Source organism: Spirillospora sp. NPDC047279, assembly GCF_040643285.1.
GTDB lineage: Bacteria > Actinomycetota > Actinomycetes > Streptosporangiales > Streptosporangiaceae > Spirillospora.
Map to the genome: position 1 here is coordinate 49,556 of NZ_JBEYUA010000023.1, position 24,144 is coordinate 73,699.

Here is a 24,144-nt window from a genome sequence, read left to right on the forward strand (position 1 = left end):
GCGACGCCGACCCGCTATGATGGAGGCATGGCGGAGGCATTCGAGACGACGACGCCGGGTCGCTCCCGGCGCGACGGCCGCCTGCCCTGACTTAGCACGCGGTTGAGGCCCCGGGAGTTCGCTCCCGGGGCCTTATTCGTCTGTCCAGGGCCTCGAGTCGATAACATCGGAACCCGTCCGGCGACGTCACACCACGTCACACACTGCGAGGAGAAACCCGTGTCCACCGTGTCTGAGCTGCGCATCACCCTCGACGGAAGCGAGCGAGTGGTGGCCGCTGGCACGACCGCCGGGGAGGCCCTCCAGGCGGACGGCAAGAACGTCATCGCGGCCCGGGTCGGCGGCGACCTGCGCGACCTGGCCTACGAGGTGCGCGAGGGCGACGCGATCGAGCCCGTCGAGATCGGCTCCGACGACGGCCGGGCCATCATGCGCCACTCGGCCGCGCACGTCATGGCCCAGGCCGTGCAGGAGCTGTTCCCCGAGGCCAAGCTGGGCATCGGCCCCCCCGTGGAGAACGGCTTCTACTACGACTTCGACGTGGCCGAGCCGTTCACCCCCGACGACCTCAAGCGCGTCGAGAAGCGCATGCGCGAGATCGTCAAGCAGGGACAGCGGTTCTCCCGCCGCGCGGTGTCCGACGAGGACGCCCGCGAGGAGCTCGCCGGCGAGCCGTACAAGCTGGAGCTCATCGGCATCAAGGGCAGCGCCGGGTCCGACGACGGCGCCGACGTGGAGGTCGGCGCGGGCGAGCTGACCATCTACGACAACCTCGACGCCAAGAGCGGCGACCTGCGCTGGAAGGACCTGTGCCGGGGGCCGCACCTGCCCACCACCCGGGTCATCCCGGCGTTCAAGCTGATGCGCACCGGCGGCGCCTACTGGCGGGGCAGCGAGAAGAACCCGCAGCTCCAGCGCATCTACGGCACCGCCTGGGAGTCGCGCGACAAGCAGGACGAATACCTCAAGCTGCTGGAGGAGGCCGAGAAGCGCGACCACCGCAAGCTGGGCGCCGAGCTCGACCTCTTCTCGTTCCCCAACGAGATCGGCAGCGGCCTGGCCGTCTTCCACCCCAAGGGCGGCGTCGTCCGCCGGGTGATGGAGGACTACTCGCGGCGCCGCCACGAGGAGGAGGGCTACGAGTTCGTCAACACCCCGCACATCACCAAGGGCGACCTCTTCGAGGTGTCCGGCCACCTCGGCTGGTACAAGGACGACATGTTCCCGCCCATGGACGTGGACGGGGCCGACTACTACCTCAAGCCGATGAACTGCCCGATGCACAACCTGGTCTTCCGGGCGCGCGGGCGGTCCTACCGCGAGCTGCCGCTGCGGCTGTTCGAGTTCGGCTCGGTGTACCGCTTCGAGAAGTCCGGCGTGGTGCACGGCCTGACCCGGGTCCGCGGCATGACCCAGGACGACGCGCACATCTACTGCACCAAGGAGCAGATGGGCGACGAGCTGAAGAACCTGCTCGGCTTCGTCCTCGGGCTGCTGCGCGACTACGGGCTCAGCGAGTTCTACCTGGAGCTGTCCACCAAGGACGACTCGGAGAAGTTCATCGGCGACGACGCCGACTGGGAGGAGGCGACCGCCGCGCTCAAGCAGGCGGCGGACGAGTCCGGCCTGGAGCTGGTCGACGACCCGGGCGGCGCGGCGTTCTACGGCCCGAAGATCTCGGTCCAGGCCAAGGACGCGATCGGCCGCACCTGGCAGCTGTCCACCATCCAGGTGGACTTCAACCAGCCCAAGCGGTTCGAGCTGGAATACCAGGCGGCCGACGGCACCCGGCAGCAGCCGGTGATGATCCACCGGGCGCTGTTCGGCTCGATCGAGCGGTTCTTCGGCGTGCTCCTGGAGCACTACGCGGGCGCCATGCCGCCCTGGTTGTCGCCCGTCCAGGCGGTCGGCATCCCGATCGGCGACGCCCACGTCCTGCATCTGGACAAGATCGCCGCCAGGCTCAAGGAGAGGGGCGTGCGGGTCGAGGTCGACTCCTCGTCCGACCGCATGCAGAAGAAGATCCGCAACGCCCAGAAGCAGAAGATCCCGTTCATGCTGCTCGCCGGTGACGACGACGTCGCCAAGGACGCGGTGTCGTTCCGCTACCGCAACGGCGACCAGAAGAACGGGGTGCCGATCGACGAGGCGGTCGACGAGATCGTCAAGGCCGTCGAGGCGCGCGTCCAGATCTGACGCCCGGCGGCGAGGTCCAGGGCCCGGTCCGTGCCGCGGACCGGGCCCTGGCGCGTCCGGCTCATCGGGGGAGCGGCCACGGGGCGCGCCGAGGGTTGGTAGCCTCAACGGTCACTCGTCACGACCGGGGAGATTAGGGATGAAGGCCACGAGGCCGCGCGGGCGCAAGCCGTCGGCCTGGATCCGGGTTCTCGGCTACGGCGGCACCGTCGCCCTGGTCGTCGCCGCGGTCGTGGTCCTGCTGATGCCCGTGCTCGACAAGGAGCCCGCGGGCACGGCCGCGAACGGCGGGCAGACCCCGGGCACCCCGGTGCCGCAGTATCCGGTGCCGGGCGTCACGCAGCCCGTCCAGCCGACCAATCCCGGGCAGCCCCAGCAGAACCAGACCGGTGGCAGCCCCTATCCGGGGACGCAGACCCCGGGCCCGCAGGGCGGCGGGCCCCCGCTGCCCGGCCAGGGCACGGGCACCGGAACGATCACCTGGTGCCCGGTGGGCACCGCGCTCTACCGCCAGGTCGGCACCGGTCTCGAGGTCGACGTGAAGGTCTCCGGCAACGGCTTCGTCCGCGCCGAGGTGACGGCGCGGGGCGGCCGCACCTCGTCCCAGCAGGCCACCGTCCGGGGCGGCCGGCTGCACACCTTCAAGTTCGCCGGCGTCTCGGTCGCGGCGGTCCAGCGGGTCAAGATCACCACGTTCACCGGCCTGGCGATGGAGAGCTGCTACGCCAGCCCAGGCGGGTGACCGGGGGAAACCGCTTGGTATCGGGGTGCCGCGTGTCTAGAGTGCGTGTCCAGTCGTCGGGGTCGTTCCTGTGGGCGGGAGGGGAACGACCCCGATTCCTTGCCCGCCCGGCGGTGCTCCGCGCGGTCAGACGCGCCCGTCGGCCGGCATCCTGACGTCCTCGACCGAGACGTTCACGGCGACGACGCGCATCGCGAGCATCAGCCCGACCACCCGGGCCACGTTGGTCTTGACGACCTTGGCCACATCCATGATCACGCTGCCGTACTCCACGACCACGGCGAGGTCGAGCGTCACCTCGTTGTCGCGCAGGTGGATCCGCACGCCCCGGCCGCCCGGCCCGGACGGGCGCCCGTCCGCGGGCTCACCCCGGCGCGCCAGGGTCGCGACCCCGGTCACCTCGAGGGCGGCGATGGTGGCGATCTTCTCGATCACCTCGTCCTCAATGGTGATCCGGCCCTCGGCCTCGCGCGGCGCGCCCCGGTCGGGCTCGCGGGCCTGGGTGTGCCGCCCGCCCGCCGCCTGGGCCGGCACCAGCGGCGGCGCGGTGAGCGGTATCCCGGCGCCCTGCGACGGCGCCTGCGCCTGACCGGACGGGCCGGGGAAGAACGGCATGGACCTGACCTCGGGCCGCGGGCCGTCCCCGCCGCTCCCCGGATAGCCCTTGTCGAGGTCGGTCATCGATTGCCCCCACGGGTCGAGTGCGTGTCCATCGTGTCGACGAGACGCCGGCGGCGTCGGCCGGCTCGTGATGTCGAGGCCGCCACGCCGGAGGCCGCCGGGGATCCCGGCTTCAGGCCGTCCGGCATCTCTCTCTATGCTGCTGGTCAGGCCGTGAACAAAGGAGAGCGCCGCCTTGAGCGTAGAGCCGGAGGAGCCCGTGATGCAGGAGGCGCGCGAGGACGCGCCCGAGTCGGGTGCGGAGAGCGCCCGCAAGCCTGCCATTGAGGAGGAACGCGGCGGAGCGGGCATAGCCGACAACTTCCAGCGGTTGTGGACCCCCCACCGGATGGCCTACATCAAGGGGGAGAACAAGCCGACCGGAGCGGGCTCCAGCGACGGCTGCCCCTTCTGCGAGATCCCCAAGATGACCGACGAGGAGGGCCTGATCGTGGCCCGCGGCACGTCGGTCTTCGCGGTCCTCAACCTCTACCCGTACAACTCGGGCCACCTCATGGTGGTCCCGTACCGGCACGTCGCCGACTACACCGAGCTGGACGAGGCCGAGTGCGCCGAGCTGGCCACCTTCACCCAGCGCTCGCTGACCGCGCTGCGCAAGGCCAGCGGCGCCCAGGGCTTCAACGTGGGCATGAACCTCGGCCAGGTCGCGGGCGCCGGCATCGCCGCCCACCTGCACCAGCACGTGGTGCCCCGCTGGGGCGGCGACACCAACTTCATGCCGGTCGTGGGCCACACCAAGGTCCTGCCCCAGCTCCTCCGCGACACCCGCCAGATGCTCGCCGACGCCTGGCCCGCCATCTGACGCCGGCGCTCCTACGGGCGGGCGGAGGACGGCGGTCAGGGGTCGTGGCGGGTCGGGGTCCTGGAATCGGTCCAGCCGCGGCGCATGATCTCCATGCCGCACTGGAAGCGGGTTCTGGCGCCGCAGTAATCCATGAGCTCGGCGACCCGGCGGGTGAACGTGCGGGACGACATGTTGAGATTGCGGCTGGCGGTCGCGTCGGTGTGCCCGGCGATCAGTTGCTCCAGGATCGGCCGGAAGCGGGCGGGGATGTGGGCGTCCTCGCCGTGCTGCCAGTCCTCGTCGTGGGCGGGTGTCTCCATGGGAAGGCCGTCTCGGGTGAGGCCGGCTATCCGCGGCCGGGGGCCGGAGCCCGCCGGCACCGCGGTTCCCGCGCTGGGCGCAACATGATCACTCCTCCGATCGATGATCATGATCTGGAGTGTAGGTCGGCGCGGTTTTGAACGGTTATCGCCTGTTCAACGGGCGTCCCAGGGCGCTCTAGGGCTCCTTGGGAGGCTGGGGCCGGCCGCCGGCCTCGACCAGCTCGGAGACCGTGACGAACTCGAAGCCCTTGGCGCGCACGCGGCGGATCATCGGCGCGAGGTTGCGCAGCGCCACCAGCCGGTCCTGCTTGCCGGTGTCATGGGCGAGCACGATCGTGCCGGGCCGGGTGTTGTCGACGATGTAGTCGATCAGCTGCGGCGGGTGCTTCTCGTAGGTCTTCTCGAGCATCTTGATCGACCAGATCGTCACGTCGTAGCCCATCCGCCCCGCCGCGCTCAGCGTGGTGCCGCCGAGCCGGCCGAACGGGGGCCGCAGGCGCACGGCCTCCTTGCCGGTGATCTCCTTGATCGCGGCGTGCGCGCGGTGCATCTGGCGGTAGGCCTGCTCGTGGCCGAGCAGCGAGAGGTCCTTGTGCTGCCAGGTGTGGTTGCCCGCCTCGTGCCGGTCCATCCGGCCGTGCACGAGCCTGGCGTTGCGGAGCAGGCGCTCGCCGACCATGAAGAACGTGGCCTTGACCCGCTCGGCGTCCAGGATGTCGTGGACCATCGGCGTCCAGTCGGGCATCGGCCCGTCGTCGAAGGTCAGCGCCACCAGCTTCTGCGTGGTGTCGACCGACCAGGTGATGTCGACGTGGCCGCGCGCCGGCCGCCACGGTCCCGCGACCGGTACCGCCATCGCCGAGGAGGAGGACGAGGCCGCGGGCATCTCCGCGACCGCCGACCCTCCGCTCGCGGCTCCCGCCGCGAACCCTCCCGCCGCGATGCCCAGCCCCTTGATGACCCTGCGGCGCGCGGGCCCGGCCGCCGCGTCATCGTCCCCCGAATTCGTCATGGCGATCAAAAGAATCGCACAAGACCGGAGCGTTTCCTTCCGCCGCGGGACTGAACCGTGATCAGCCCTGGGGATGAGTCCCCGCCGGTACGGGGAGGACCCCGTACCGGCGGCTCCTCGGCGGCGTCTCAGTCGTCCTTGGAGTCGGCCAGCCGCTCGGCCAGATGCGAGGGCAGCGGCTCGTACCGCAGGAACGTGCGGCTGAAGCTGCCGGTGCCCTGCGACATCGAGCGCAGGTCGATCGCGTACCGGATGATCTCCAGCTGCGGCACCTCGGCCTTGATCATGGTGCGGCCGCCCGGCACGCTCTCCGAGCCGAGCACCCGGCCGCGCCGCGAGCTGAGGTCGGACATGACCGATCCCACGTAGTCGTCCGACACCAGGACGGCGACCTCGTCGACCGGCTCCAGGAGCAGGACGGGCACCTTGCCCGCCGCGTCCTTGAGCGCGAGCGCGCCGGCCGCCTGGAAGGCCATGTCGGAGGAGTCGACCGAATGCGCCTTGCCGTCGCGCAGGGTGACCTTGATGTCGACCAGCGGGTAGCCCGCCGACACCCCGCGGCCCATCTGCTGCTTGATCCCCTTCTCGACGGACGGGATGAACTGCCGGGGGACGACACCGCCGACGATCTTGTCGACGAACTCGAACCCCCCGCCCGACGCCAGCGGCTCGACCTCGATGTGGCAGATGCCGTACTGCCCGTGCCCGCCGCTCTGCTTGACGTGCCGGCCGAGGCCGGGAGCCCCGCCGCCGAACGTCTCGCGCAGCGGAACCCGCAGGTCGACGCGTTCGACCTCGACGCCGTAGCGCGCGCTCAGCCGGTCGATCAGCACGTCGGCGTGCGCCTCGCCCATGCACCACAGGACGAGCTGGCGGGTCTCGGAGTTGTTCTCCAGCCGCAGCGTCGGGTCCTCGGCGACCAGCCGGCCCAGGGCCTGGCTGAGCTTGTCCTCGTCGGCCTTGGAACGTGCGGTGATGGCCACCGGCAGCAGCGGGTCGGGCATCGACCAGGGCGCCATCAGCAGCGGGGTGCCGGGATCGGACAGGGTGTCGCCGGTCTCGGCACGGCCGAGCTTGGCGACGGCGCAGACGTCCCCGGCGCGGCAGGACGAGATCGTGCGCTGGGCCTTGCCGAGCGGCGACGTCAGCGCGCCGACGCGCTCGTCCACGTCGTGGTCCTCGTGGCCGCGGTCTTCCAGCCCGTGCCCCGAGACGTGCACCACTGTGTCGGGACGCAGCGTGCCGGAGAACACCCTGACCAGCGAGATCCGGCCGACGTAGGGGTCGGAGGTGGTCTTGACGACCTCGGCCACCAGGGGGCCGTCCGGGTCGCACTCGACCTGCCGGGGCGGGCCGCCGGTCACGGCGGTGACGGGCGGGATGCCGTGCTCGAGCGGCGAGGGGAAGGCCTGGGTGATGACCTCCAGGAGCTCCTGCATGCCGATGACCGGGCCGGGGTGGTCGCCGTGCGGCACAGAGGTGGCCAGAACCGGATAGAACGAGCCGCGCGCGACGGCGGTCTCCAGGTCCTCGATGAGCGCCTTGACGTCGATGTCCTCACCGGCCAGGTACCGGTCCATGAGGGACTCGTCCTCGCTCTCCTGGATGATCCCCTCGAGCAGCGCGGCACGCTGCTCCTCGATCTGGTCCAGGAACTCGGGGGCCGGGTCGCACTCGACGCGCTCGCCGGAGGAGTAGTCGAAGCAGCGCTGGGTGAGCAGGCCGATCAGGCCCTTGAGCTCGTCGCCCGCGCCGACCGGGAAGTAGCAGGGGAGCACGCCTTCGCCGAAGACGTCCTGGCAGGTCAGCAGGACGTCGTCGAAGTCGCCGCGCTGCTGGTCGATCTTGGTGATGACGACCGCGCGGGGCATGCCGACGGCGGCGCACTCCTCCCAGAGCAGCCGGGTGAGGCCGTCGATGCCGTCCACCGCGGAGATCACGAACAGCGCCGCGTCGGCGGCGCGCAGCCCGGCCCGCAGGTCGCCGACGAAGTCGGCGTAGCCGGGGGTGTCGATGAGGTTGACCTTGATGTCGCCGTGCATGAAGGGAGCGAGGGCGAGGTTGACCGAGCGCTGCTGGCGCACCTCGACGTCGTCGAAGTCGCTGACCGTCGAGCCGTCCTCGACGCGCCCGGGCCGCTGGATCATCCCGGTCGCGCTGAGCAGGGCCTCGACGAGCGTGGTCTTCCCCGCCCCTGAATGGCCGACCAGCGCGACGTTGCGCACCCTGTCGGGCCGGCCGGCCTCCGGTGCCCTGCCGGCGGCTCCCGGGTGTCCTCCTCTGTCCGCCATGACTACCTCCTCGGACGGGCCCGTCGGGTGCGGGCCCGCGCGCGCAGTGTGACCCGGCCCGAGCGGGCCCGGCCTACCGTCCGAGTGCGGCGCCATGACGTGCGTGACCGGCGTCACACCCGTGTTCACCACCATTTCCCGCCGCGGCCGGGATCACAAGAGGGGAGCTTCAAACGGCGGACATCTCTTTGCGGGCAGAACGGGATCAGTGCCCTGCCTTCACCACCTGTGCATATCTCTCGCACTACGATGGGCGCGCTGTGCGGCCCGGCGCGCCCACCGGGCGCCGCGGAGCACACCACGACCTTCACGGAGAACGGACGGCGATGCTCAACAAACTGCGGCCAGCGCTGGGGCGGATCCTGACCCCCATCGGACAGGCGGTCGCGCGCACCGGGGTCTCGCCCAACGCCATCACCGTCATCGGCACGATCGGCGTGGCCGTCGGCGCGCTCGGCTTCTTCCCCCGCGGCGAGTACTTCTGGGGGACGATCGTCATCACGGCGTTCGTGCTGTTCGACATGCTCGACGGCGCGGTCGCCCGGGTCACGGGCAAGACCTCCAAGTTCGGCGCGTTCCTCGACTCCACGATGGACCGCGTCGCCGACGCCGCGATCTTCTCTGGGCTGATGCTCGGTCTCTACGAGGACGGCGAGAAGGCCCTCGCCATGGTCGCGCTCTACTGCCTGGTGTCCGGCGTCGTCGTCTCCTACGCCAAGGCCCGCGCGGAGGGCCTGGGCTACACGTGCGACGTCGGCATCGCCGAACGGGCCGAACGGCTCATCGTCGCGCTGGTGGCGGCCGGGTTCCACGGCCTGGGAGTGCCCTACATCCTGACGCTGGCGTTGTGGGTGCTCGCGGTGCTGAGCACGGTCACCGTCGGGCAGCGCTTCGCGACCGTCTACAAGCAGGCACGGCAGGCGGACGCGGAAGCCGACGCGGACGCGGCGGACGCGGCGGACGCCTCGGACTCCCCGGCCGCCCCCGACGAACCCTCCCACGAGCCCTCGTCGGGATCACGCGCATGAACGTGCCCCTGCGGGACGAGGTGATGGACGCCGCCTACGCCCTGGGCTGGACGGTGGTCCGCAAGATGCCCGAGCGCGCCGCCAAGATGGCGTTCGCGGCGCTCGCGGACCGCACCTGGCACCAGCACGGCGCGGGCGTGAAGCAGCTCGAGCGCAACCTGTGCCGCGTCCTGGGCAAGGACGGCGTCGACGACGAGGTCCGGGTCCTGAGCAAGCGGGTCCTGCGCTCCTACTTCCGTTACTGGCTGGAGGTCTTCCGGCTGCCGGAGTACGGCAAGCAGCGCATCCTGGGCCGCATGCGGGTGACCGGCCACGAGAAGCTGTTCGCCACCCTCGACTCCGGGCGCGGCGCCGTCCTCGCCCTCCCGCACATGGGCAACTACGAGCAGGCCGGGGCCTGGCTAGTGCACAGCGGCTACCCCTTCACCACGGTCGCCGAACGGCTCAGGCCAGAGTCGTTGTTCGACCGGTTCGTGGAGTTCCGCGAGAGCCTGGGTATGGAGGTACTGCCGCACAAGGGCGCCTCGGCCTTCGGGCGGATGGCCCAGCGGCTGCGTTCGGGGCGGCCGGTCTGCCTGGTGGTCGACCGGGATCTCACCGAGACCGGCGTCGACGTCGAGTTCTTCGGCGCGACGGCGCGGATGCCGGCGGTGTCGGCGGCGCTCACGATCCAGACCGGGGCGGCGCTGTTCCCCGTCACCCTGTGGTTCGAGGGAGACGACTGGGGCGCCCGGGTCCATGATGAGATCGCCGTTCCCGCCGAGGGGGCCAGACAGGAGAAGATCCAGGTCATGACGCAGGAGCTCGCGGACGTCTTCGCCGAGGGCATCGCCGCGCACCCCGAAGACTGGCACATGCTGCAGAAGGTCTGGGTGGCGGACCTCCCCGCCGCCGCGGGGGCCGGGCGGTGAAGGTCGGGATCGTCTGTCCCTACACCTGGAACGTCCCCGGCGGCGTCCAGCAGCACATCCGCGACCTGGCCGAGGCGCTCCTCGGCTTCGGCCACGAGGTGTCGGTCATCACCCCGGCCGACGACGACGCGCAGCTCCCGCCGTTCGTGGTGTCGGCGGGCCGGGCCGTCCCGGTGCCCTACAACGGGTCGGTGGCGCGGCTGGCGTTCGGTTTCCTCTCCTCGGCCCGCGTCCGCCGCTGGATCAACGACGGCGCGTTCGACGTGCTGCACGTGCACGAGCCCGCGGCCCCCTCGCTGGGCCTGCTCGCCTGCTGGACGGCCGACGGCCCGATCGTGGGCACCTTCCACGCCTCGTACGAGAAGTCGCGGGTGGTGTCGGTCACGGCGCCTATCCTGCAGAGCGCGCTGGAGAAGATCACCGGCCGGATCGCGGTGTCGGAGGCGGCGCGCAAGACGCTGGTCGAGCATCTCGGCGGCGACGCGGTGCTGATCCCCAACGGCGTGGCCACCGAGCGCTACGCGATGGCCGAGCCGCTCGCGGGCTGGCCGGACCGCGGCGACGGCGACCAGGCCCGCACCGGCGGCGGCACGCTCGGCTTCCTCGGGCGGATGGACGAGCCGCGCAAGGGCCTGCAGGTGCTGATGCGCGCCTTCGAGATCCTGGCCCGCGAACGGCCGGAGCTGCGGCTGCTGGTCGCGGGTCCGGGCGACGCCGACGACGCGGTCTCCAAGGTCTCGCCCGAGCTGCGCGACCGGGTCGTGCTGCTCGGCATGGTGAGCGAGGAGGACAAGATCCGCGCCTACCACTCCGTGGACGTGTTCGTGGCGCCCAACCTGGGCGGCGAGAGCTTCGGCATCGTGCTGGCCGAGGCGATGTCGGCGGGCGCGCCGATCCTGGCCAGCGACATCGAGGCGTTCGACCGGGTGCTGCTCGGCGGGCGGGCGGGGGCGCTGTTCCCGGTCGGCGACCACAGGGCGCTCGCCGCCGCGGCGGGCGAGCTGCTGGACGACCCGGCGCGGCGCAAGCAGATTTCGGCGGAGGCGCGCGCCGCTGTCCGCGCGTACGACTGGTCCGCGGTCGCCCGTGACGTGCTGCGGGTGTACGAGACCGTCGCGCACGGTGACGCCGGCGTGGTCGAGTCCGGTGTCGGGGCCTGAGGGGCGGTGTGATGTTCCCTGACTGGATCATCGACGTCCTGTTCTGGGTCGCGGTCCTCTTCCTGATCGGCGTCTACGTCTCGTGGCGGGCGACCCGGCTCGACCGGCTGCACGTCCGGGTGGAGACCGCGCGGGCGGCGCTGGACGCGGCGCTGGTCAGGCGGGCGGCGGTCGCGCTGGAGCTGGCCGCCTCGCACCTGCTCGACCCGGCCGCCAGCCTGGTGCTGGCGACCGCGGCGCACGAGGCCAGGACCGCCGACGCCGACAACCGCGAGTTCGCCGAGAGCGACCTGTCCCGGGCGCTCCGGGCGGTGGTCGACCAGCCCGACTTCGCGGTGACGCTGGAGGCCAGGGGAGAGGCCGCGGCCGTCCTGGAGGAGCTCGGCGCGGCGGCGGCGAAGGTCGCCTACGCGCGGCGTTTCTACAACGACGCGGTGTCGGCCGCCCGCATCGCCCGCCGCAAGCTGCTCATCCGGGTGCTGCCGCTGGCAGGCCGGGCGCCGCTGCCGGACTTCTTCGAGATCGACGACGACCCGCCCAAGCTCTGAACCGTCCGGGTTCCGCTCGCGTACCGCAGGTGATTCCTCGCCCCCGGGAGCCGAGGAATTTTCGCGTTAATCGGGATTCGCTACCCTCTCCGGGTCAGCCACAGAAGGGGTGAATGGTGCGAATCGCATGGAGCGGCACTCGCCGTGGCCGGTCGGCGGTGATCCTCGGCGTGGTCGTGCTCGGCGGGTCGCTGGTGTCCTGCTCGGGCTCGGACGGGCCGGAGAAGGCCGCCCCGCCCGGCGCCCCGGCCGCCTCGCCCAGCGCCACCCCCAAGCCGGCCACCCACCCGTTCACCGGCGGCAAGACCGGGCTCGACAACCCCGTCCTCGCGGTGAAGGTCGAGAACACCCGGCCCGCGATGCCGCAGAGCGGCGTCTCGGCGGCCGACATCGTGTACGTGGAGCAGGTCGAGGGCGGCGAGACCCGCCTCATGGCGGTCTACTCGTCCAAGCTGCCCGCGCGGGTGGGGCCCGTCCGCAGCGCGCGCATCTCCGACCTGCACATCCTTCCGCAGTTCGGCAAGCCCGCGTTCGCCTTCTCCGGCGTCCAGTCGAAGATGAAGAAGCACATCCGCAAGTCGCCGGTGTACGACATCTCGCAGGACAACGGCGGCGGCTCCTACTACCGCTGGGGCCCCAAGCCCATCCCGTACAACCTCTACGCCAACCCCAGGAGCCTGCTCAAGCAGGCGCCGAAGGCCGGCAAGCCGCGCGACATCGGGTTCCGCTTCGGCCCGGCCCCCGCGGGCGGCAAGCCGACCAGGAGCTTCACCGCCCGGTGGCCCTCCGCTTCGATGGGGTTCACCTGGTCGGCCAAGGACAGGCGGTGGCTGGCCTCCTTCGGGGGCAGCCCCGACGTGGAGCGCGGGGGCGGGCGGCTCGGCGGCCGTACGGTCGTGATCCAGTACGCCAAGACCACGCGGTCGCAGTTCCACGACTTCCTGGGCTCGTACACCCCCCTGATCAAGACGACCGGTACCGGCCGCGCGGTGGTGCTGCGCGACGGCAAGGCCTACCAGGCCAAGTGGTCGCGCCCCGCGGAGGACAGGGGCACCACCTTCACCACCCCTGACGGCAAGCCCATGAACTTCGCGACCGGCCAGGTCTGGGTCGCGCTCGTCAACGACGGCAAGCCCTACATCCCCTAGGCGGAGCCGGGCCGGGCCCGCTCCGCGGCGCGGCGGGCGGCACTCCGTAAGACGGCGGGGCGGGTCCTTGACACTCTGCCGGGTCGAGGGCGGGCGCTAGCAGGCAATATCATGGGAACCGTCCCGTCGTACGCTCATGTGAGGAATGCCCGTGTCCACTTCCAGTCCCGCTTCCGACAACACCGCGCCCGCGACCGGGACCGCCCGGGTCAAGCGCGGCATGGCGGAGATGCTCAAGGGCGGCGTGATCATGGACGTCGTCACGCCCGAGCAGGCGAAGATCGCCGAGGACGCCGGCGCGGTGGCCGTCATGGCGCTGGAGCGGGTCCCCGCCGACATCCGCGTCGAGGGCGGCATCTCCCGGATGAGCGACCCCGACATGATCGACGGCATCATCAACGCCGTCTCGATCCCGGTCATGGCCAAGGCCCGCATCGGCCACTTCGTCGAGGCCCAGGTCATCCAGGCGCTCGGGGTCGACTACATCGACGAGTCCGAGGTGCTCACCCCGGCCGACTACGACAACCACATCGACAAGTGGGCCTTCACCGTCCCCTTCGTCTGCGGCGCGACCAACCTCGGCGAGGCGCTGCGCCGCATCACCGAGGGCGCCGCGATGATCCGCTCCAAGGGCGAGGCCGGCACCGGCGACGTCTCCAACGCCACCACCCACATGCGCAAGATCCGTGGTGAGCTCCGCCGGCTCCAGGGCCTGCCCGAGGACGAGCTGTACGTGGCCGCCAAGGAGCTGCAGGCCCCCTACGAGCTGGTCAAGGAGGTGGCGGAGGCCGGCAGGCTGCCGGTCGTGCTGTTCACCGCCGGCGGCATCGCCACCCCGGCCGACGCCGCGATGATGATGCAGCTGGGCGCCGAGGGCGTGTTCGTCGGCTCCGGCATCTTCAAGTCCGGCAACCCGGCGCAGCGGGCCGAGGCCATCGTCAAGGCCACCACCTTCCATGACGACCCCGACGTGATCGCCAAGGTGTCGCGCGGGCTCGGCGACGCCATGGTCGGCATCAACGTCGCCTCGCTGGGCGAGGACCAGAAGTTCGCGCACCGCGGCTGGTGACCTGCGAAACCTGACCTGCGAACCTGACCACGAGGCAAGGGGAACCACCCGGTCCGGTGACCGGGTGGTTACTTTTTGCCGCGACTCCACAGCGGGCCGTTCTAGGGATTACGCTGGCGGGCGGCCGGAACGAGGGGGTTGGGTCGGCCCCGGCGGTCGCGGGAGGGGAACAGCATGGCGTGGTCGGTGGCGCTGGCCTGTGCGAGCGCGGGCGAACCGGACAAGGTCTTCGGGCCGGGGCTGGTGCCCGATCCGGCGGCCGCGACCAGCATGGCGCGGGGCCTCTACCCGGCGGCGACCCTGGTGGAGACCGGCGACACGGTGCTCGACTTCGCGCTCTGGCCCTACGAGGACGAGCTGTTCGTGGGCGCCTACGACCGGGCCGTCCTGCTGTGCGACCGGCGCCTGTTCTGCCTCGACGACGACGCCCGCCGGATCGCCGACACCGCGGCGGCGGCACTGCCGGGCGCCAACTGCGGCGTCCTGGTGCTGCACAGCGTGATCTCCGGCTGCTGGTTCCGCTGGTACGAGGCGGGCGAGCTGCGCCGCGACGTGTTCGTCACCGCCGAGGACGGCGTCGTGGTCGACCAGGGCGAGCGCATGCCCGCCGAGCTGCCGTTCTGGAAGGCCATCGACGAGGGCGCGCCCGACGTCCCGCTGCCGTTCGACCCCGAGGAGTTCGGGCTGGCGCTGGCCGAGGAGCACATGTTCGGCCGCCGCATCGCCGAGCGCGGGCCCGACGGCTTCCTGCCGATGGAGCTCCCGCTGCGCCGCTTCAAGCTCTGCTGAGCGCCGCCACGGGAAGATCGGCCGGGTCCCGGGGCGTTGTAACGAGCGTCTAGGGTTGACAACGGATCTTCGCGGCCCTTGTGCCGACTCCCCGGAAAGGTGAATCACTGGTGACTGCCGTGCCCGAGATCGGTGTCCTCGCCCTGCAGGGCGACGTGCGCGAGCACGCCAGGGCTCTGGAGGCGGCCGGGGCCCGCACCCTGCCGGTCCGCCGTCCCGAAGAGCTCGAACGGGTCGACGCGCTGGTCATCCCGGGCGGCGAGTCGACCACCATGTGGAAGCTGGCCCGGGCGTTCGACCTGCTCGAACCGCTGCGCAAGCGGGTCGAGGGGGGCATGCCCGCCTACGGTTCCTGCGCCGGAATGATCATGCTCGCTGACCGGATCAAGGACGGCATCGAGGGCCAGGAGACCCTCGGCGGCATTGACATGACGGTGCGCCGCAACGCCTTCGGCCGCCAGGTCGACTCGTTCGAGGCCGACGTGCGCCTCACCGGGATGGGCGACGCGCCGTACCACGCCGTTTTCATCCGGGCCCCGTGGGTGGAGGCCGTGGGCGACGACGTCGAAGTCCTCGGTCGCGCCGAGACCGGCACGAACGCCGGTAGGATCGTCGCCGTCCGTCAGGGGCGGCTCATGGCGACCGCCTTCCATCCGGAGCTGACGGGCGACTTCCGCGTGCACCACTACTTCGCCGATCTGGTGCGCCGGGCGATGGAGCAGGAGGATTGACAGATGTCCGGCCATTCCAAATGGGCGACGACCAAGCACAAGAAGGCGGCCCTCGACGCCAAGCGGGGCAAGCTCTTCGCCAAGCTGATCAAGAACATCGAGGTGGCGGCGCGGACCGGCGGTGGTGACCCCGACTCCAACCCGACCCTGTACGACGCCATCTACAAGGCGAAGAAGAGCTCGGTGCCCAACGACAACATCGAGCGCGCGCGCAAGCGCGGCGCCGGTGAGGAGGCGGGCGGAGCCGACTGGCAGACCATCATGTACGAGGGTTACGCGCCCGGCGGCGTCGCGGTGCTCATCGAGTGCCTCACCGACAACCGCAACCGCGCGGCCTCGGAGGTCCGCGTCGGCCTGACCCGCAACGGCGGCTCGCTGGCCGACCCCGGCTCGGTGTCGTACATGTTCAACCGCAAGGGCGTCGTGATCGTCCCCAAGGCGGAGACCACCGAGGACGACGTGATGATGGCCGTCCTGGACGCCGGCGCCGAGGAGGTCAACGACCTCGGCGACAGCTTCGAGGTCGTCTCCGAGGCGGGCGACCTGGTCGGCGTGCGCACCGCGCTCAAGGACGCCGGCATCGACTACGACTCGGCGGAGAGCAAGTTCCTGCCGACCATGTCGGTGCCGCTGGACGAGGACAACGCCCGCAAGGTGTTCCGCCTGCTGGACGCGCTGGAGGACTCCGACGACGTCCAGGAGGTCTACGCCAACTTCGACGTCTCGGACGAGGTCATGGAGAAGATCGACGCCTAGCGGCGTCCGTCCTCCGGCGGAGGCCCCCGCCCCCTCGGGCCGGGGCCTCCGCCATGCCCGCCGCCGTGTCGGCGGGGATTCCGCGGGGGATACGGTCGGGATCATGGAGATTCGTGCGCTCGACGACGCCGGCCTGGTCCGGGACCTGCGGACGCGCGCCTTCGGGCCGCTGTCCGACGACGGCTGGGCGCGGTCGCGAGCGCTGGCCGAGTCGGCCGTCCGGGACGGCCGGCTGTACGGCGCGTACGACGGTGACCGGCTGGTGGCGAGCGCCCGGCTGCTGCACATGCGGCAGTGGTGGCAGGGCGGGCTGATGTCGGCCGGCGGCGTGAGCGGCGTCGTGGTGGCTCCCGAAGACCGCGGCCGGGGGATCGGCCGCGAGCTCATGACCTACGTCCTGCGCCGGCACGCCGAGCGCGGGCACCTCCTGTCCATGCTCTATCCGGCCACCACGCGCCTCTACCGGTCGCTGGGCTGGGAGCACGCGGGCGCGCAATACCTGATCACCCTGCCGGTCGAGGCCCTGCGCACGGTGGCGGCCGAGCGGGTGCCGGTGCGCCGCGCCGGTCCCGCCGACGCGGCGGTGGTGGCCGCCACCGTCCGCGAGGTCCACCGGCTGGCGCGCGACGACGGCCCCGTGGACTGGCAGGAGGAACGGTGGCGGGTGATGCTCGGCTTCGACGACACCTACGCCTACCTGGCCGAGGACGGATTCCTCGCCTACGGCTGGGACGGCGCGAACCTGCGGATCGACCGGCTGGTGGCGGGCTCGGAACGTACGCTCCGGTCGTTGTGCGCGATCGTCGGCTCCGGCTCGTCCACCGCGGCCACCGTCCGGGCCTGCCTGGCCCCGGACGATCCCGTCCTGTGGCTGCTGGGCGAGCGGCCCCGTGCCGACGTCCGCGAGGAACGCTGGATGACGCGGGTGATCGACGTCCCGGCGGCGATCGGCGCGCGCGGCTACCCGGCGGGCGTCTCCGCCGAGATCACGATGCGCCTGGACGACCCCCAGCTGCCCGCCAACGCCGGGTGCTGGCGGCTGATGATCAAGGATGGGGCCGGCCGCCTCGAACGCGCCAAAGACGATCATGGAGCCGTTAGGGCGGGTATCGGGGGTTTCTCGGCCCTCTTCGCCGGCGTTCCCGCGGCCACGCTGCGGCGCGCGGGCCTGCTGGACGCCGGGGACGCCGGCACGGCCCTGCTGTCCGAGGTCTTCGCGGCGCGCCCGTACTCGCTGGACTACTTCTGACCGGGGTCCCGGTTCGGTAGCGTGTCGCATGCCGAACAGATGATCGAAGGAGTGGGCCGTGCGGGTGCTGGGGGTCGACCCGGGGCTCACCAGATGCGGTGTCGGCGTGGTCGAGGGGGCGCCGGGCAAGCAGCTCAGCCTGGTCATGGTCGATGTGATCCGGACCGCCGCCGGCGACGACATCGCCGCCCGGCTGCTGGGCATCGAGCGGGGCATCGAGGAGATCCTGGACGCGATGACCCCGGACGCCGTCGCGGTCGAGCGGGTGTTCGCCCAGCACAACGTCAGCACCGTGATGGGCACGGCGCAGGCCGCCGGCATCGCCATGGTGTGCGCCGCGCGCCGGGGCATCCCGGTCGCGATGCACACGCCCAGCGAGGCCAAGGCGGCGATCACCGGGAACGGCCGCGCCGACAAGGCCCAGGTGACCAAGATGGTGACGCGGCTGCTGCGCCTGGAGACGGCCCCCAAGCCCGCCGACGCGGCCGACGCGCTGGCGCTGGCCATCTGCCACGTCTGGCGCGGCGGCGCCCAGGCCCGCCTCGCCGCGGCCCGGGGCACGCAGGCCCAGATCAACGCGGCCAAGATCGAGGCGGCCCTGGCGGCCGCCCGGACGAAGGGAAGGACCTGAGCGTGATCGCGTTCGTCAGCGGCCGGGTGGCGGCCGCCGGACCGGACGGCGCCGTCGTCGACGTCGGCGGGGTCGGGTTCGCCGTCCAGTGCACCCCCGCCACGCTCGCGGGGCTGCGCGTCGGTGACCAGGCGCAGGTGCCCACCTCGCTGGTCGTCCGCGAGGACTCGCTGACGTTGTTCGGCTTCGCCGACGAGGACGAGCGCTCGGTCTTCGAGCTGCTCCAGACCGCCAGCGGCGTCGGCCCCCGGCTGGCCCTGGCCACGCTGGCGGTGCACACGCCCAACGCGCTGCGCCGCGCGGTGGCCACCGAGGACCTGACGGCGCTCACCAAGGTCCCCGGCATCGGCAAGAAGGGCGCCCAGCGCATCGTCCTGGAGCTCAAGGACCGGCTCGGCGGCCCGATCGGCGACGCCGACGACGTCCGGGCGCCGGTCCGCGGCGCGGCCTGGCGCGATCAGGTCCAGGCCGGCCTGATCAACCTCGGCTGGTCGGCCAGGGACGCCGACGCCGCCGTGGACGCCGTCGCCGCCGATCTCGACGGCGGCGAGGCGCCGCCCGTTCCGGCCCTGCTGAAGGCCGCCCTCAAGAAGCTGAGCAAGTAGTGGGCGAAGCCATGAACGGGGACGAACGCCTGGTCTCCGCCGACGCGGACGGGCCGGAGGAGCAGGTCATCGAGGCCGCGCTCCGGCCCAAGATGCTGGACGACTTCATCGGCCAGGAGCGGGTCCGCGAGCAGCTGTCGCTGGTGCTGCACAGCGCGCTGCGGCGCGGCCGCACGCCCGACCACGTGCTGCTGTCCGGCGGGCCCGGCCTGGGCAAGACCACCCTCGCCATGATCATCGCGGCCGAGCTGAACGCGCCGCTGCGCATCTCCTCGGGCCCGGCGATCGAGCGGGCGGGCGACCTGGCGGCCGTCCTGTCCACGCTCGCCGAGGGGGAGGTGCTGTTCCTGGACGAGATCCACCGGATGGCGCGGCCCGCCGAGGAGATGCTCTACATGGCGATGGAGGACTTCCGGGTCGACGTCGTGGTGGGCAAGGGGCCCGGCGCGACGGCCATCCCGCTCGACATCGCCCCCTTCACCCTCGTCGGCGCCACCACGCGGGCGGGCATGCTCCCCGGGCCGCTGCGCGACCGGTTCGGCTTCGTCGCGCACATGGACTTCTACGAGGCCGCCGAGCTCGAAGTGATCGTCAAGCGGTCCGCCCGGCTGCTCGGGGCCCCGATCGACGACGAGGCCGCCGCCGAGGTGGCCGGGCGCTCGCGCGGGACGCCGCGCATCGCCAACCGCCTGCTGCGCCGCGTCCGCGACTTCGCCGAGGTCCGCGCCGACGGCGTGATCACCCGCGAGCTGGCGCGTTCGGCGCTCACGCTCTACGAGGTGGACGAACGCGGGCTCGACCGCCTCGACCGGGCCGTGCTCGGGTCGCTGATGCGCAAGTTCGGTGGCGGCCCGGTCGGCCTTTCGACACTGGCGGTCTCGGTAGGTGAGGAGCCCGAGACGGTCGAGGTCGTCGCCGAGCCGTTCCTGGTGCGGCAGGGCCTGCTGGCCCGCACGCCCCGCGGCCGCATCGCCACCCCCGCCGCCTGGGCGCATCTGGGTCTCACCCCGCCGCCGAGCTCACCGATGGCGGGCATGCTCTTCGATCTCGAGGACGGCGAGGGGGGAACGGGCGGCGGTCACGGCCCGGCGGGTAAGGAGTAACGGGTTGGGAACTTCCTGGCGTCGCCGATCGTCACGTCGTTGCCGGGTTCTCGCGTACTCTCTAGACTCCGGGACTTGGTCACCGTCTTCCCAGCCGGCGGTTCCCTCGTGCGTGAGCCCATTCGGGCGAGAGGCTGGGCACACCACATCGGAAGGATGCCCCGGCAATGGGCGGCGAAATGATTATTGCGGCGAACGGCGGCGGTAGCGGAGCGTTCAACCTGCTATTGCTCCTTGCGGTACCCCTGGTCTTCTATTTCCTGCTGATCAGGCCGCAGAGCAGGCGCCGCAAGGAGCAGCTGCAGATGCAGAGCTCCATTGAGCCGGGCGCCCGCGTGATGACCACCAGTGGAATGTACGCCACCGTGGTCTCCGTGGACGACGACGGGCTCGTTCTGGAGATCGCCCCCGGGGTCGAGGCCCGGTTCGTCAAGCAGGCCGTCATGAACGTCGTCAAGGACGACGAGATCGAGGACGACGAGGAGCTCGAGGAGGCCGAGGACGGCGACGCCTCGGACGCCTCGTCCATCGATCTGTCCAAGGACGACAAGAACGTCGACGGCGACGCGCAGGATGATGCGGAGTCGAAGCCCGCGGCGGCCAAGGCCTCCTCTTCGGAGAAGCCCTCGGCCTGACCGGCGGCCCGGCGACGAATTTGACGACAGGAAGTAAGACGACCAGTGGCTCCGCCTCGTAGCAGTGTTCCCAATCCCGCGCGCACGCTCCTCGGCCTGCTCGCGGTCATGGTGGTCCTGACGGGGGTGATGTTCCTCCAGGGGAGGAGCACTCCCAAGCTCGGTCTCGACCTGGCCGGCGGCACGACGGTGACCCTCACCGCCAAGACCGAGGCCGGCAAGAACCCGCCGGCCAAGCAGATGGACCAGGCCGTCAAGATCATCACCCAGCGGGTCAACGGCCTGGGCGTGTCCGACGCGGAGGTGACCAAGCAGGGCAGCAACAACATCGTCGTGAGCGTGCCCGGCGAGGGTCAGCAGCAGGTCGTCGACACGATCGGCAAGACCGCCAAGCTGCAGTTCCGGCAGGCGTTCGTGTCCGGCGCGGCCACCGCGGCGGCCCCCTCGGCCTCACCCTCGGCGACGCCGACCGGCAGCGCCAGCCCCTCGCCCAAGGCGACGGGCAAGGCGACGGACGGCGCCTCGCCCAAGGCGAGCCAGTCGGCCAAGCCGTCGGAGTCCGCGTCGCCGCGCGGCCGGGCGCTCTCGGAGGCCCTCGCCGCCCCGACGCCCACGCCGAGCGGGTCGGCCAAGGCCTCCTCATCGCCGTCGCCCTCGGCCACCCCGAGCCTGCCGCCGGAGCTCCAGCAGCCGCAGCAGCCCGCGGAGGACTTCACCGGCATCGACGACAAGGCCGTGATCCAGCAGTACCAGCAGCTGCAGTGCTCCCCCAACGGCACCACCGCGCCGGGGTCCAACGACCCCGCCAAGAAGTGGGTCGCGGCGTGCGACCAGGACGGCCAGGCCAAATACATCCTGGGCCCGGTCCGCGTCGAGGGCACCCAGGTGTCGGACGCCAACGCCATGCCGCCGGACGCGCAGCAGGGCCAGGCCAGCTGGTCGGTGGGCCTGAAGTTCAAGTCGCTGGGCGCCAAGCAGTTCGGCGCCGTCACCACCGACGCCTCCAAGGCCTACCAGCAGAACCCGAACTCGCCGCAGGCGCAGGTCGCGATCGTGCTCGACGGCCAGGTGGTGTCCGCGCCGCAGATCAGCCGCGGCCCGATCACCGGCGGCACCGCGAGCATCGACGGCCCGCCCGACAGCTTCACCCAGTCCTACGCCGACGACCTGGCCAACGTGCTCAAGTACGGCGCGCTCCCGCTGGAGTTCACGCAGAGCTCGATCGACGAGGTCTCCTCGACGCTGGGCTCCGACCAGCTCCGCGGCGGCCTGATCGCGGGCGCGATCGGCCTCGGCCTCGTCGTGCTCTACTGCCTGCTCTACTACCAGGGCCTCGGCCTGGTGGCGGTGTCGAGCCTGGTGGTCGCCGCCGGCATCACCTACGTCTCGGTGGTGATCCTCGGTGAGGGCATGGGCTTCCGGCTCTCGCTGCCGCACATCATCGGCCTGATCGTCTCGATCGGCATCACGGCCGACTCGTTCATCGTCTATTTCGAACGATTGCGGGACGAGCTGAGAGCCGGCCGCACACTGCGGCCCTCGGTCGAGAGCGCCTGGAAGCGCGCCCGGCGCACGATCCTGGTCGCCGACGCGGTGACCTTCCTGGCGGCCGTGGTGCTCTACTTCCTGGCGGTCGGCGGTGTCCGGGGCTTCGCGTTCGCGATGGGCCTCACCACCCTGATCGACGTCGTGGTGGTGTTCTTCTTCACCAAGCCGCTGGTGGCGCTGCTGTCGAAGACCCGGTTCTTCGGAAAGGGCCACCGGCTGTCCGGTCTCAACGCGTCCAGGCTGCGCCGGGGCGCGACCGCCGCGGCCACCCGACCCAAGAGCCAGGAGGCCTGATGACCACGCGCTCCGTCTTCTCCCGGTTCTACCGGGGCGAGATCAGTGCCGACATCGTCGGCCGGCCCAAGCTCTGGTACTCCATCTCGGGCCTGCTGCTGGCCTTCTCCATCGCCGGGTTGATCGTCCAGGGCCTCAACTTCGGCGTGGAGTTCAAGGGCGGCTCGGTCTTCACGATCCCGGCGCCCAGCGCCTCGATCGAGCAGGTGCGCGCCTCCGTCGTCGACTCCGGCGTGCACGGCGAGACCAAGGTGCAGAAGGCCGGCGACGACTGGCGGGTGACCACCGTCAGCCTCACCTCGGCCGAGGTCGCCAAGGTCAAGCAGGGCGTGTCCGAGGATCTCGACGTCTCGGCCAACTCGATCACCACGCAGGTGGTCGGGCCGACCTGGGGCGGTGAGGTCTCCAAGAAGGCCTGGCAGGCCCTGCTGGTCTTCATGGTCCTGATCATCTTGTACCTGTCGGTGGCGTTCGAGTGGCGGATGGCCGTGGCCGCGGTGGTGGCGCTGGTCCACGACCTGGTGATCACCGCCGGCATCTACGCGTGGTCCGGCTTCGAGGTCACGCCGGCGACGCTGCTCGGCTTCCTGACGATCCTGGGGTACTCGCTGTACGACGCCGTCGTGGTGTTCGACATGATCAAGGAAGTGACCAAGCCGCTCAGCACCACGTCCAAGATCACCTACAGTGAGGCCGCCAACCAGGCGCTCAGCAGCACGCTGGTCCGCTCGCTCAACACCTCCCTGGTCGCGATCCTCCCGGTGGCGGCGATCCTTTTCATCGGCACCACGCTGTTCGGCGCGGGCACGCTGAAGGACCTGTCGTTGTCGCTGTTCGTCGGCATGATCGTCGGTACGTACTCCTCGATCTGCGTGGCCACGCCGCTGCTGGTCCAGCTCAAGGAGCGCGAGCCGAAGTACAGGCAGCTGCGGGAGAACATCGCCCGCCGCGAGAGCAGCGCCAAGCGCCAGGCCAAGGTCGCCAAGGCCACCCGGCCGGTGGGCGGCGCGACGGTGGACGACGAGCCGGACGACGAGCCGGACGCCGCCCAGGACGACGTCCCGAGCGGTGCGCCCGCGGGCGTGACCGTCCGCAAGGTGGTGCAGACCGGCCCGCGTCAGCAGCCCAAGCGCGGCACCCGGCAGCAGCGCCGGGGCAAGTAAACAGAAGATCATCTGACCGCGCCCCCTCCGGCACACCGTCGTGAGGGGGCGCGGTTTCCCTTGACCAGTGCCATCGGCCAAGTGCCATCGACCAGGGAGCGCGAGCAGTGCCAGTGGACCTCGACACGCTGATCCAGGACCGGATTCGCGACGTGGCGGACTACCCCAAGCCGGGCGTGATGTTCAAGGACATCACCCCCCTCCTGGCGGATCACGTGGCCTTCGCCGGCGTGGTGGACGCGATCGTCAACCACCACGGGCGCGGCACCGTCGACAAGATCGTCGGCATCGAGGCGCGCGGCTTCATCCTGGCCGCGCCGGTGGCCTATCACTTCGGCGCCGGCTTCGTTCCGGTGCGCAAGAAGGGAAAGCTGCCCGCGCGGGCGTTCGAAGAGACCTATGATCTCGAGTACGGGACCGAGACGATCGAGATGCACGTCGACGCGTTCGCGCCCGGAGACCGGGTGTTGATCGTCGACGATGTCCTGGCCACCGGGGGGACCGCCCGGGCCGCCGCGGACCTCGTCCTGCGGGGCGGGGGAGAGGTCGTCGGGGTCTCCGTCCTGATGGAGCTCTCATTCCTGCATGGACGGGACAAACTGGGGAATTTGGACGTTCATTCGCTGGTTACGGTCTAGCACGAAATAGGTGCCGGATACACTGACCGCGAACGGCGCCCACGGTTCAGGGGAGGCTGAGTGCCCGGTGAGGTGGTATCGACCGACGCGGTGACCGACGCCGCGGTGG

The 24,144-nt window shown here is 71.2% G+C and carries 24 protein-coding genes; 20 read left to right on the top strand and 4 right to left on the bottom strand.

The genetic code is table 11. From position 1 onward, the window contains the following. Positions 1 to 219 precede the first annotated feature (219 nt). Both thrS and ABZ810_RS41010 read left to right on the top strand, forming a co-directional pair. Positions 220 to 2,196: a threonine--tRNA ligase gene (gene thrS / locus ABZ810_RS41005; RefSeq protein ID WP_358412385.1), complete on the top strand. Its 1,977-nt coding sequence runs from the start codon at positions 220 to 222 to the stop codon at positions 2,194 to 2,196. Positions 2,197 to 2,335: 139 nt separating this feature from the next. Further along, positions 2,336 to 2,938 (top strand): hypothetical protein, encoded by a 603-nt coding sequence (locus ABZ810_RS41010; RefSeq protein ID WP_358412387.1) that lies wholly within the window; start codon positions 2,336 to 2,338, stop codon positions 2,936 to 2,938. A 126-nt stretch (positions 2,939 to 3,064) separates the two neighbouring features. On the opposite strand, the gene ABZ810_RS41015 is transcribed toward ABZ810_RS41010, so the two are convergent. Next, positions 3,065 to 3,619, bottom strand: a complete 555-nt coding sequence (locus tag ABZ810_RS41015) for an Asp23/Gls24 family envelope stress response protein (protein WP_358412389.1) — start codon at positions 3,617 to 3,619, stop codon at positions 3,065 to 3,067. 175 nt (positions 3,620 to 3,794) lie between these two features. On the opposite strand from ABZ810_RS41015, the gene ABZ810_RS41020 reads away from it, so the two are divergent. Next, on the top strand, positions 3,795 to 4,421 hold the full coding sequence (locus tag ABZ810_RS41020; protein WP_358412390.1) for an HIT domain-containing protein: 627 nt from the start codon (positions 3,795 to 3,797) through the stop codon (positions 4,419 to 4,421). Between the two features lie 35 nt (positions 4,422 to 4,456). On the opposite strand, the gene ABZ810_RS41025 is transcribed toward ABZ810_RS41020, so the two are convergent. The 3 genes from ABZ810_RS41025 to ABZ810_RS41035 form a co-directional block, all read right to left on the bottom strand. Further along, positions 4,457 to 4,723 (bottom strand): hypothetical protein, encoded by a 267-nt coding sequence (locus tag ABZ810_RS41025; protein WP_358412392.1) that lies wholly within the window; start codon positions 4,721 to 4,723, stop codon positions 4,457 to 4,459. A gap of 178 nt (positions 4,724 to 4,901) precedes the next feature. After that, a complete protein-coding gene (locus ABZ810_RS41030; RefSeq protein WP_358412394.1) occupies positions 4,902 to 5,738 on the bottom strand; it encodes a polysaccharide deacetylase family protein in 837 nt (278 codons plus the stop codon). A gap of 128 nt (positions 5,739 to 5,866) precedes the next feature. After that, entirely contained in the window at positions 5,867 to 8,029 is a 2,163-nt protein-coding gene (locus ABZ810_RS41035; RefSeq protein ID WP_358412396.1) for an elongation factor G-like protein EF-G2, read from the bottom strand. A gap of 326 nt (positions 8,030 to 8,355) precedes the next feature. Between ABZ810_RS41035 and pgsA the strand changes: the two genes are divergently transcribed. The 17 genes from pgsA to ABZ810_RS41120 all read left to right on the top strand — a co-directional run bounded on the left by pgsA (position 8,356) and on the right by ABZ810_RS41120 (position 24,035). Next, positions 8,356 to 9,057, top strand: a complete 702-nt coding sequence (gene pgsA, locus ABZ810_RS41040) for a phosphatidylinositol phosphate synthase (RefSeq protein ID WP_358412398.1) — start codon at positions 8,356 to 8,358, stop codon at positions 9,055 to 9,057. Beyond that, positions 9,054 to 9,968 carry a phosphatidylinositol mannoside acyltransferase gene (locus ABZ810_RS41045; protein WP_358412400.1) on the top strand — a complete coding sequence of 305 codons (915 nt, stop codon included), beginning with the start codon at positions 9,054 to 9,056 and terminating at the stop codon, positions 9,966 to 9,968. Before pgsA ends, ABZ810_RS41045 begins: the two co-directional genes overlap by 4 nt. After that, the gene (locus ABZ810_RS41050) at positions 9,965 to 11,128 is read left to right on the top strand and encodes a glycosyltransferase family 4 protein (RefSeq protein WP_358412402.1); all 1,164 of its coding nucleotides are present in this window, start codon (positions 9,965 to 9,967) and stop codon (positions 11,126 to 11,128) included. Before ABZ810_RS41045 ends, ABZ810_RS41050 begins: the two co-directional genes overlap by 4 nt. Before the next feature lie 11 nt (positions 11,129 to 11,139). Beyond that, positions 11,140 to 11,676, top strand: coding sequence for a hypothetical protein (locus ABZ810_RS41055; protein WP_358412404.1), 537 nt, complete (start codon positions 11,140 to 11,142; stop codon positions 11,674 to 11,676). 116 nt (positions 11,677 to 11,792) lie between these two features. After that, positions 11,793 to 12,824, top strand: coding sequence for a DUF3048 domain-containing protein (locus ABZ810_RS41060; protein ID WP_358412406.1), 1,032 nt, complete (start codon positions 11,793 to 11,795; stop codon positions 12,822 to 12,824). 145 nt (positions 12,825 to 12,969) lie between these two features. Then, complete coding sequence (gene pdxS / locus ABZ810_RS41065) at positions 12,970 to 13,893, top strand: pyridoxal 5'-phosphate synthase lyase subunit PdxS (protein WP_358412408.1); 924 nt, start codon at positions 12,970 to 12,972, stop codon at positions 13,891 to 13,893. Positions 13,894 to 14,067: 174 nt separating this feature from the next. Next, positions 14,068 to 14,682, top strand: coding sequence for a hypothetical protein (locus tag ABZ810_RS41070; RefSeq protein WP_358412410.1), 615 nt, complete (start codon positions 14,068 to 14,070; stop codon positions 14,680 to 14,682). A 110-nt stretch (positions 14,683 to 14,792) separates the two neighbouring features. Continuing rightward, positions 14,793 to 15,413 (top strand): pyridoxal 5'-phosphate synthase glutaminase subunit PdxT, encoded by a 621-nt coding sequence (gene pdxT / locus ABZ810_RS41075; protein WP_358412412.1) that lies wholly within the window; start codon positions 14,793 to 14,795, stop codon positions 15,411 to 15,413. A gap of 3 nt (positions 15,414 to 15,416) precedes the next feature. After that, a complete protein-coding gene (locus ABZ810_RS41080; RefSeq protein ID WP_358412413.1) occupies positions 15,417 to 16,169 on the top strand; it encodes a YebC/PmpR family DNA-binding transcriptional regulator in 753 nt (250 codons plus the stop codon). Between the two features lie 103 nt (positions 16,170 to 16,272). Beyond that, the gene (locus ABZ810_RS41085; RefSeq protein WP_358412415.1) at positions 16,273 to 17,418 is read left to right on the top strand and encodes a GNAT family N-acetyltransferase; all 1,146 of its coding nucleotides are present in this window, start codon (positions 16,273 to 16,275) and stop codon (positions 17,416 to 17,418) included. Between the two features lie 58 nt (positions 17,419 to 17,476). After that, entirely contained in the window at positions 17,477 to 18,049 is a 573-nt protein-coding gene (ruvC, locus tag ABZ810_RS41090; protein WP_358412417.1) for a crossover junction endodeoxyribonuclease RuvC, read from the top strand. 2 nt (positions 18,050 to 18,051) lie between these two features. Beyond that, positions 18,052 to 18,654: a Holliday junction branch migration protein RuvA gene (gene ruvA / locus ABZ810_RS41095; RefSeq protein WP_358412418.1), complete on the top strand. Its 603-nt coding sequence runs from the start codon at positions 18,052 to 18,054 to the stop codon at positions 18,652 to 18,654. Between the two features lie 11 nt (positions 18,655 to 18,665). Beyond that, positions 18,666 to 19,757, top strand: coding sequence for a Holliday junction branch migration DNA helicase RuvB (gene ruvB, locus ABZ810_RS41100; RefSeq protein WP_358412420.1), 1,092 nt, complete (start codon positions 18,666 to 18,668; stop codon positions 19,755 to 19,757). A 179-nt stretch (positions 19,758 to 19,936) separates the two neighbouring features. After that, on the top strand, positions 19,937 to 20,392 hold the full coding sequence (gene yajC, locus ABZ810_RS41105; RefSeq protein ID WP_358412558.1) for a preprotein translocase subunit YajC: 456 nt from the start codon (positions 19,937 to 19,939) through the stop codon (positions 20,390 to 20,392). Positions 20,393 to 20,437: 45 nt separating this feature from the next. Further along, entirely contained in the window at positions 20,438 to 22,234 is a 1,797-nt protein-coding gene (secD, locus tag ABZ810_RS41110) for a protein translocase subunit SecD (RefSeq protein ID WP_358412421.1), read from the top strand. Further along, positions 22,234 to 23,397: a protein translocase subunit SecF gene (gene secF, locus ABZ810_RS41115; protein WP_358412422.1), complete on the top strand. Its 1,164-nt coding sequence runs from the start codon at positions 22,234 to 22,236 to the stop codon at positions 23,395 to 23,397. Before secD ends, secF begins: the two co-directional genes overlap by 1 nt. A gap of 113 nt (positions 23,398 to 23,510) precedes the next feature. Continuing rightward, positions 23,511 to 24,035: an adenine phosphoribosyltransferase gene (locus ABZ810_RS41120; RefSeq protein ID WP_358412423.1), complete on the top strand. Its 525-nt coding sequence runs from the start codon at positions 23,511 to 23,513 to the stop codon at positions 24,033 to 24,035. The last annotated feature ends 109 nt before the right edge of the window (positions 24,036 to 24,144 follow it).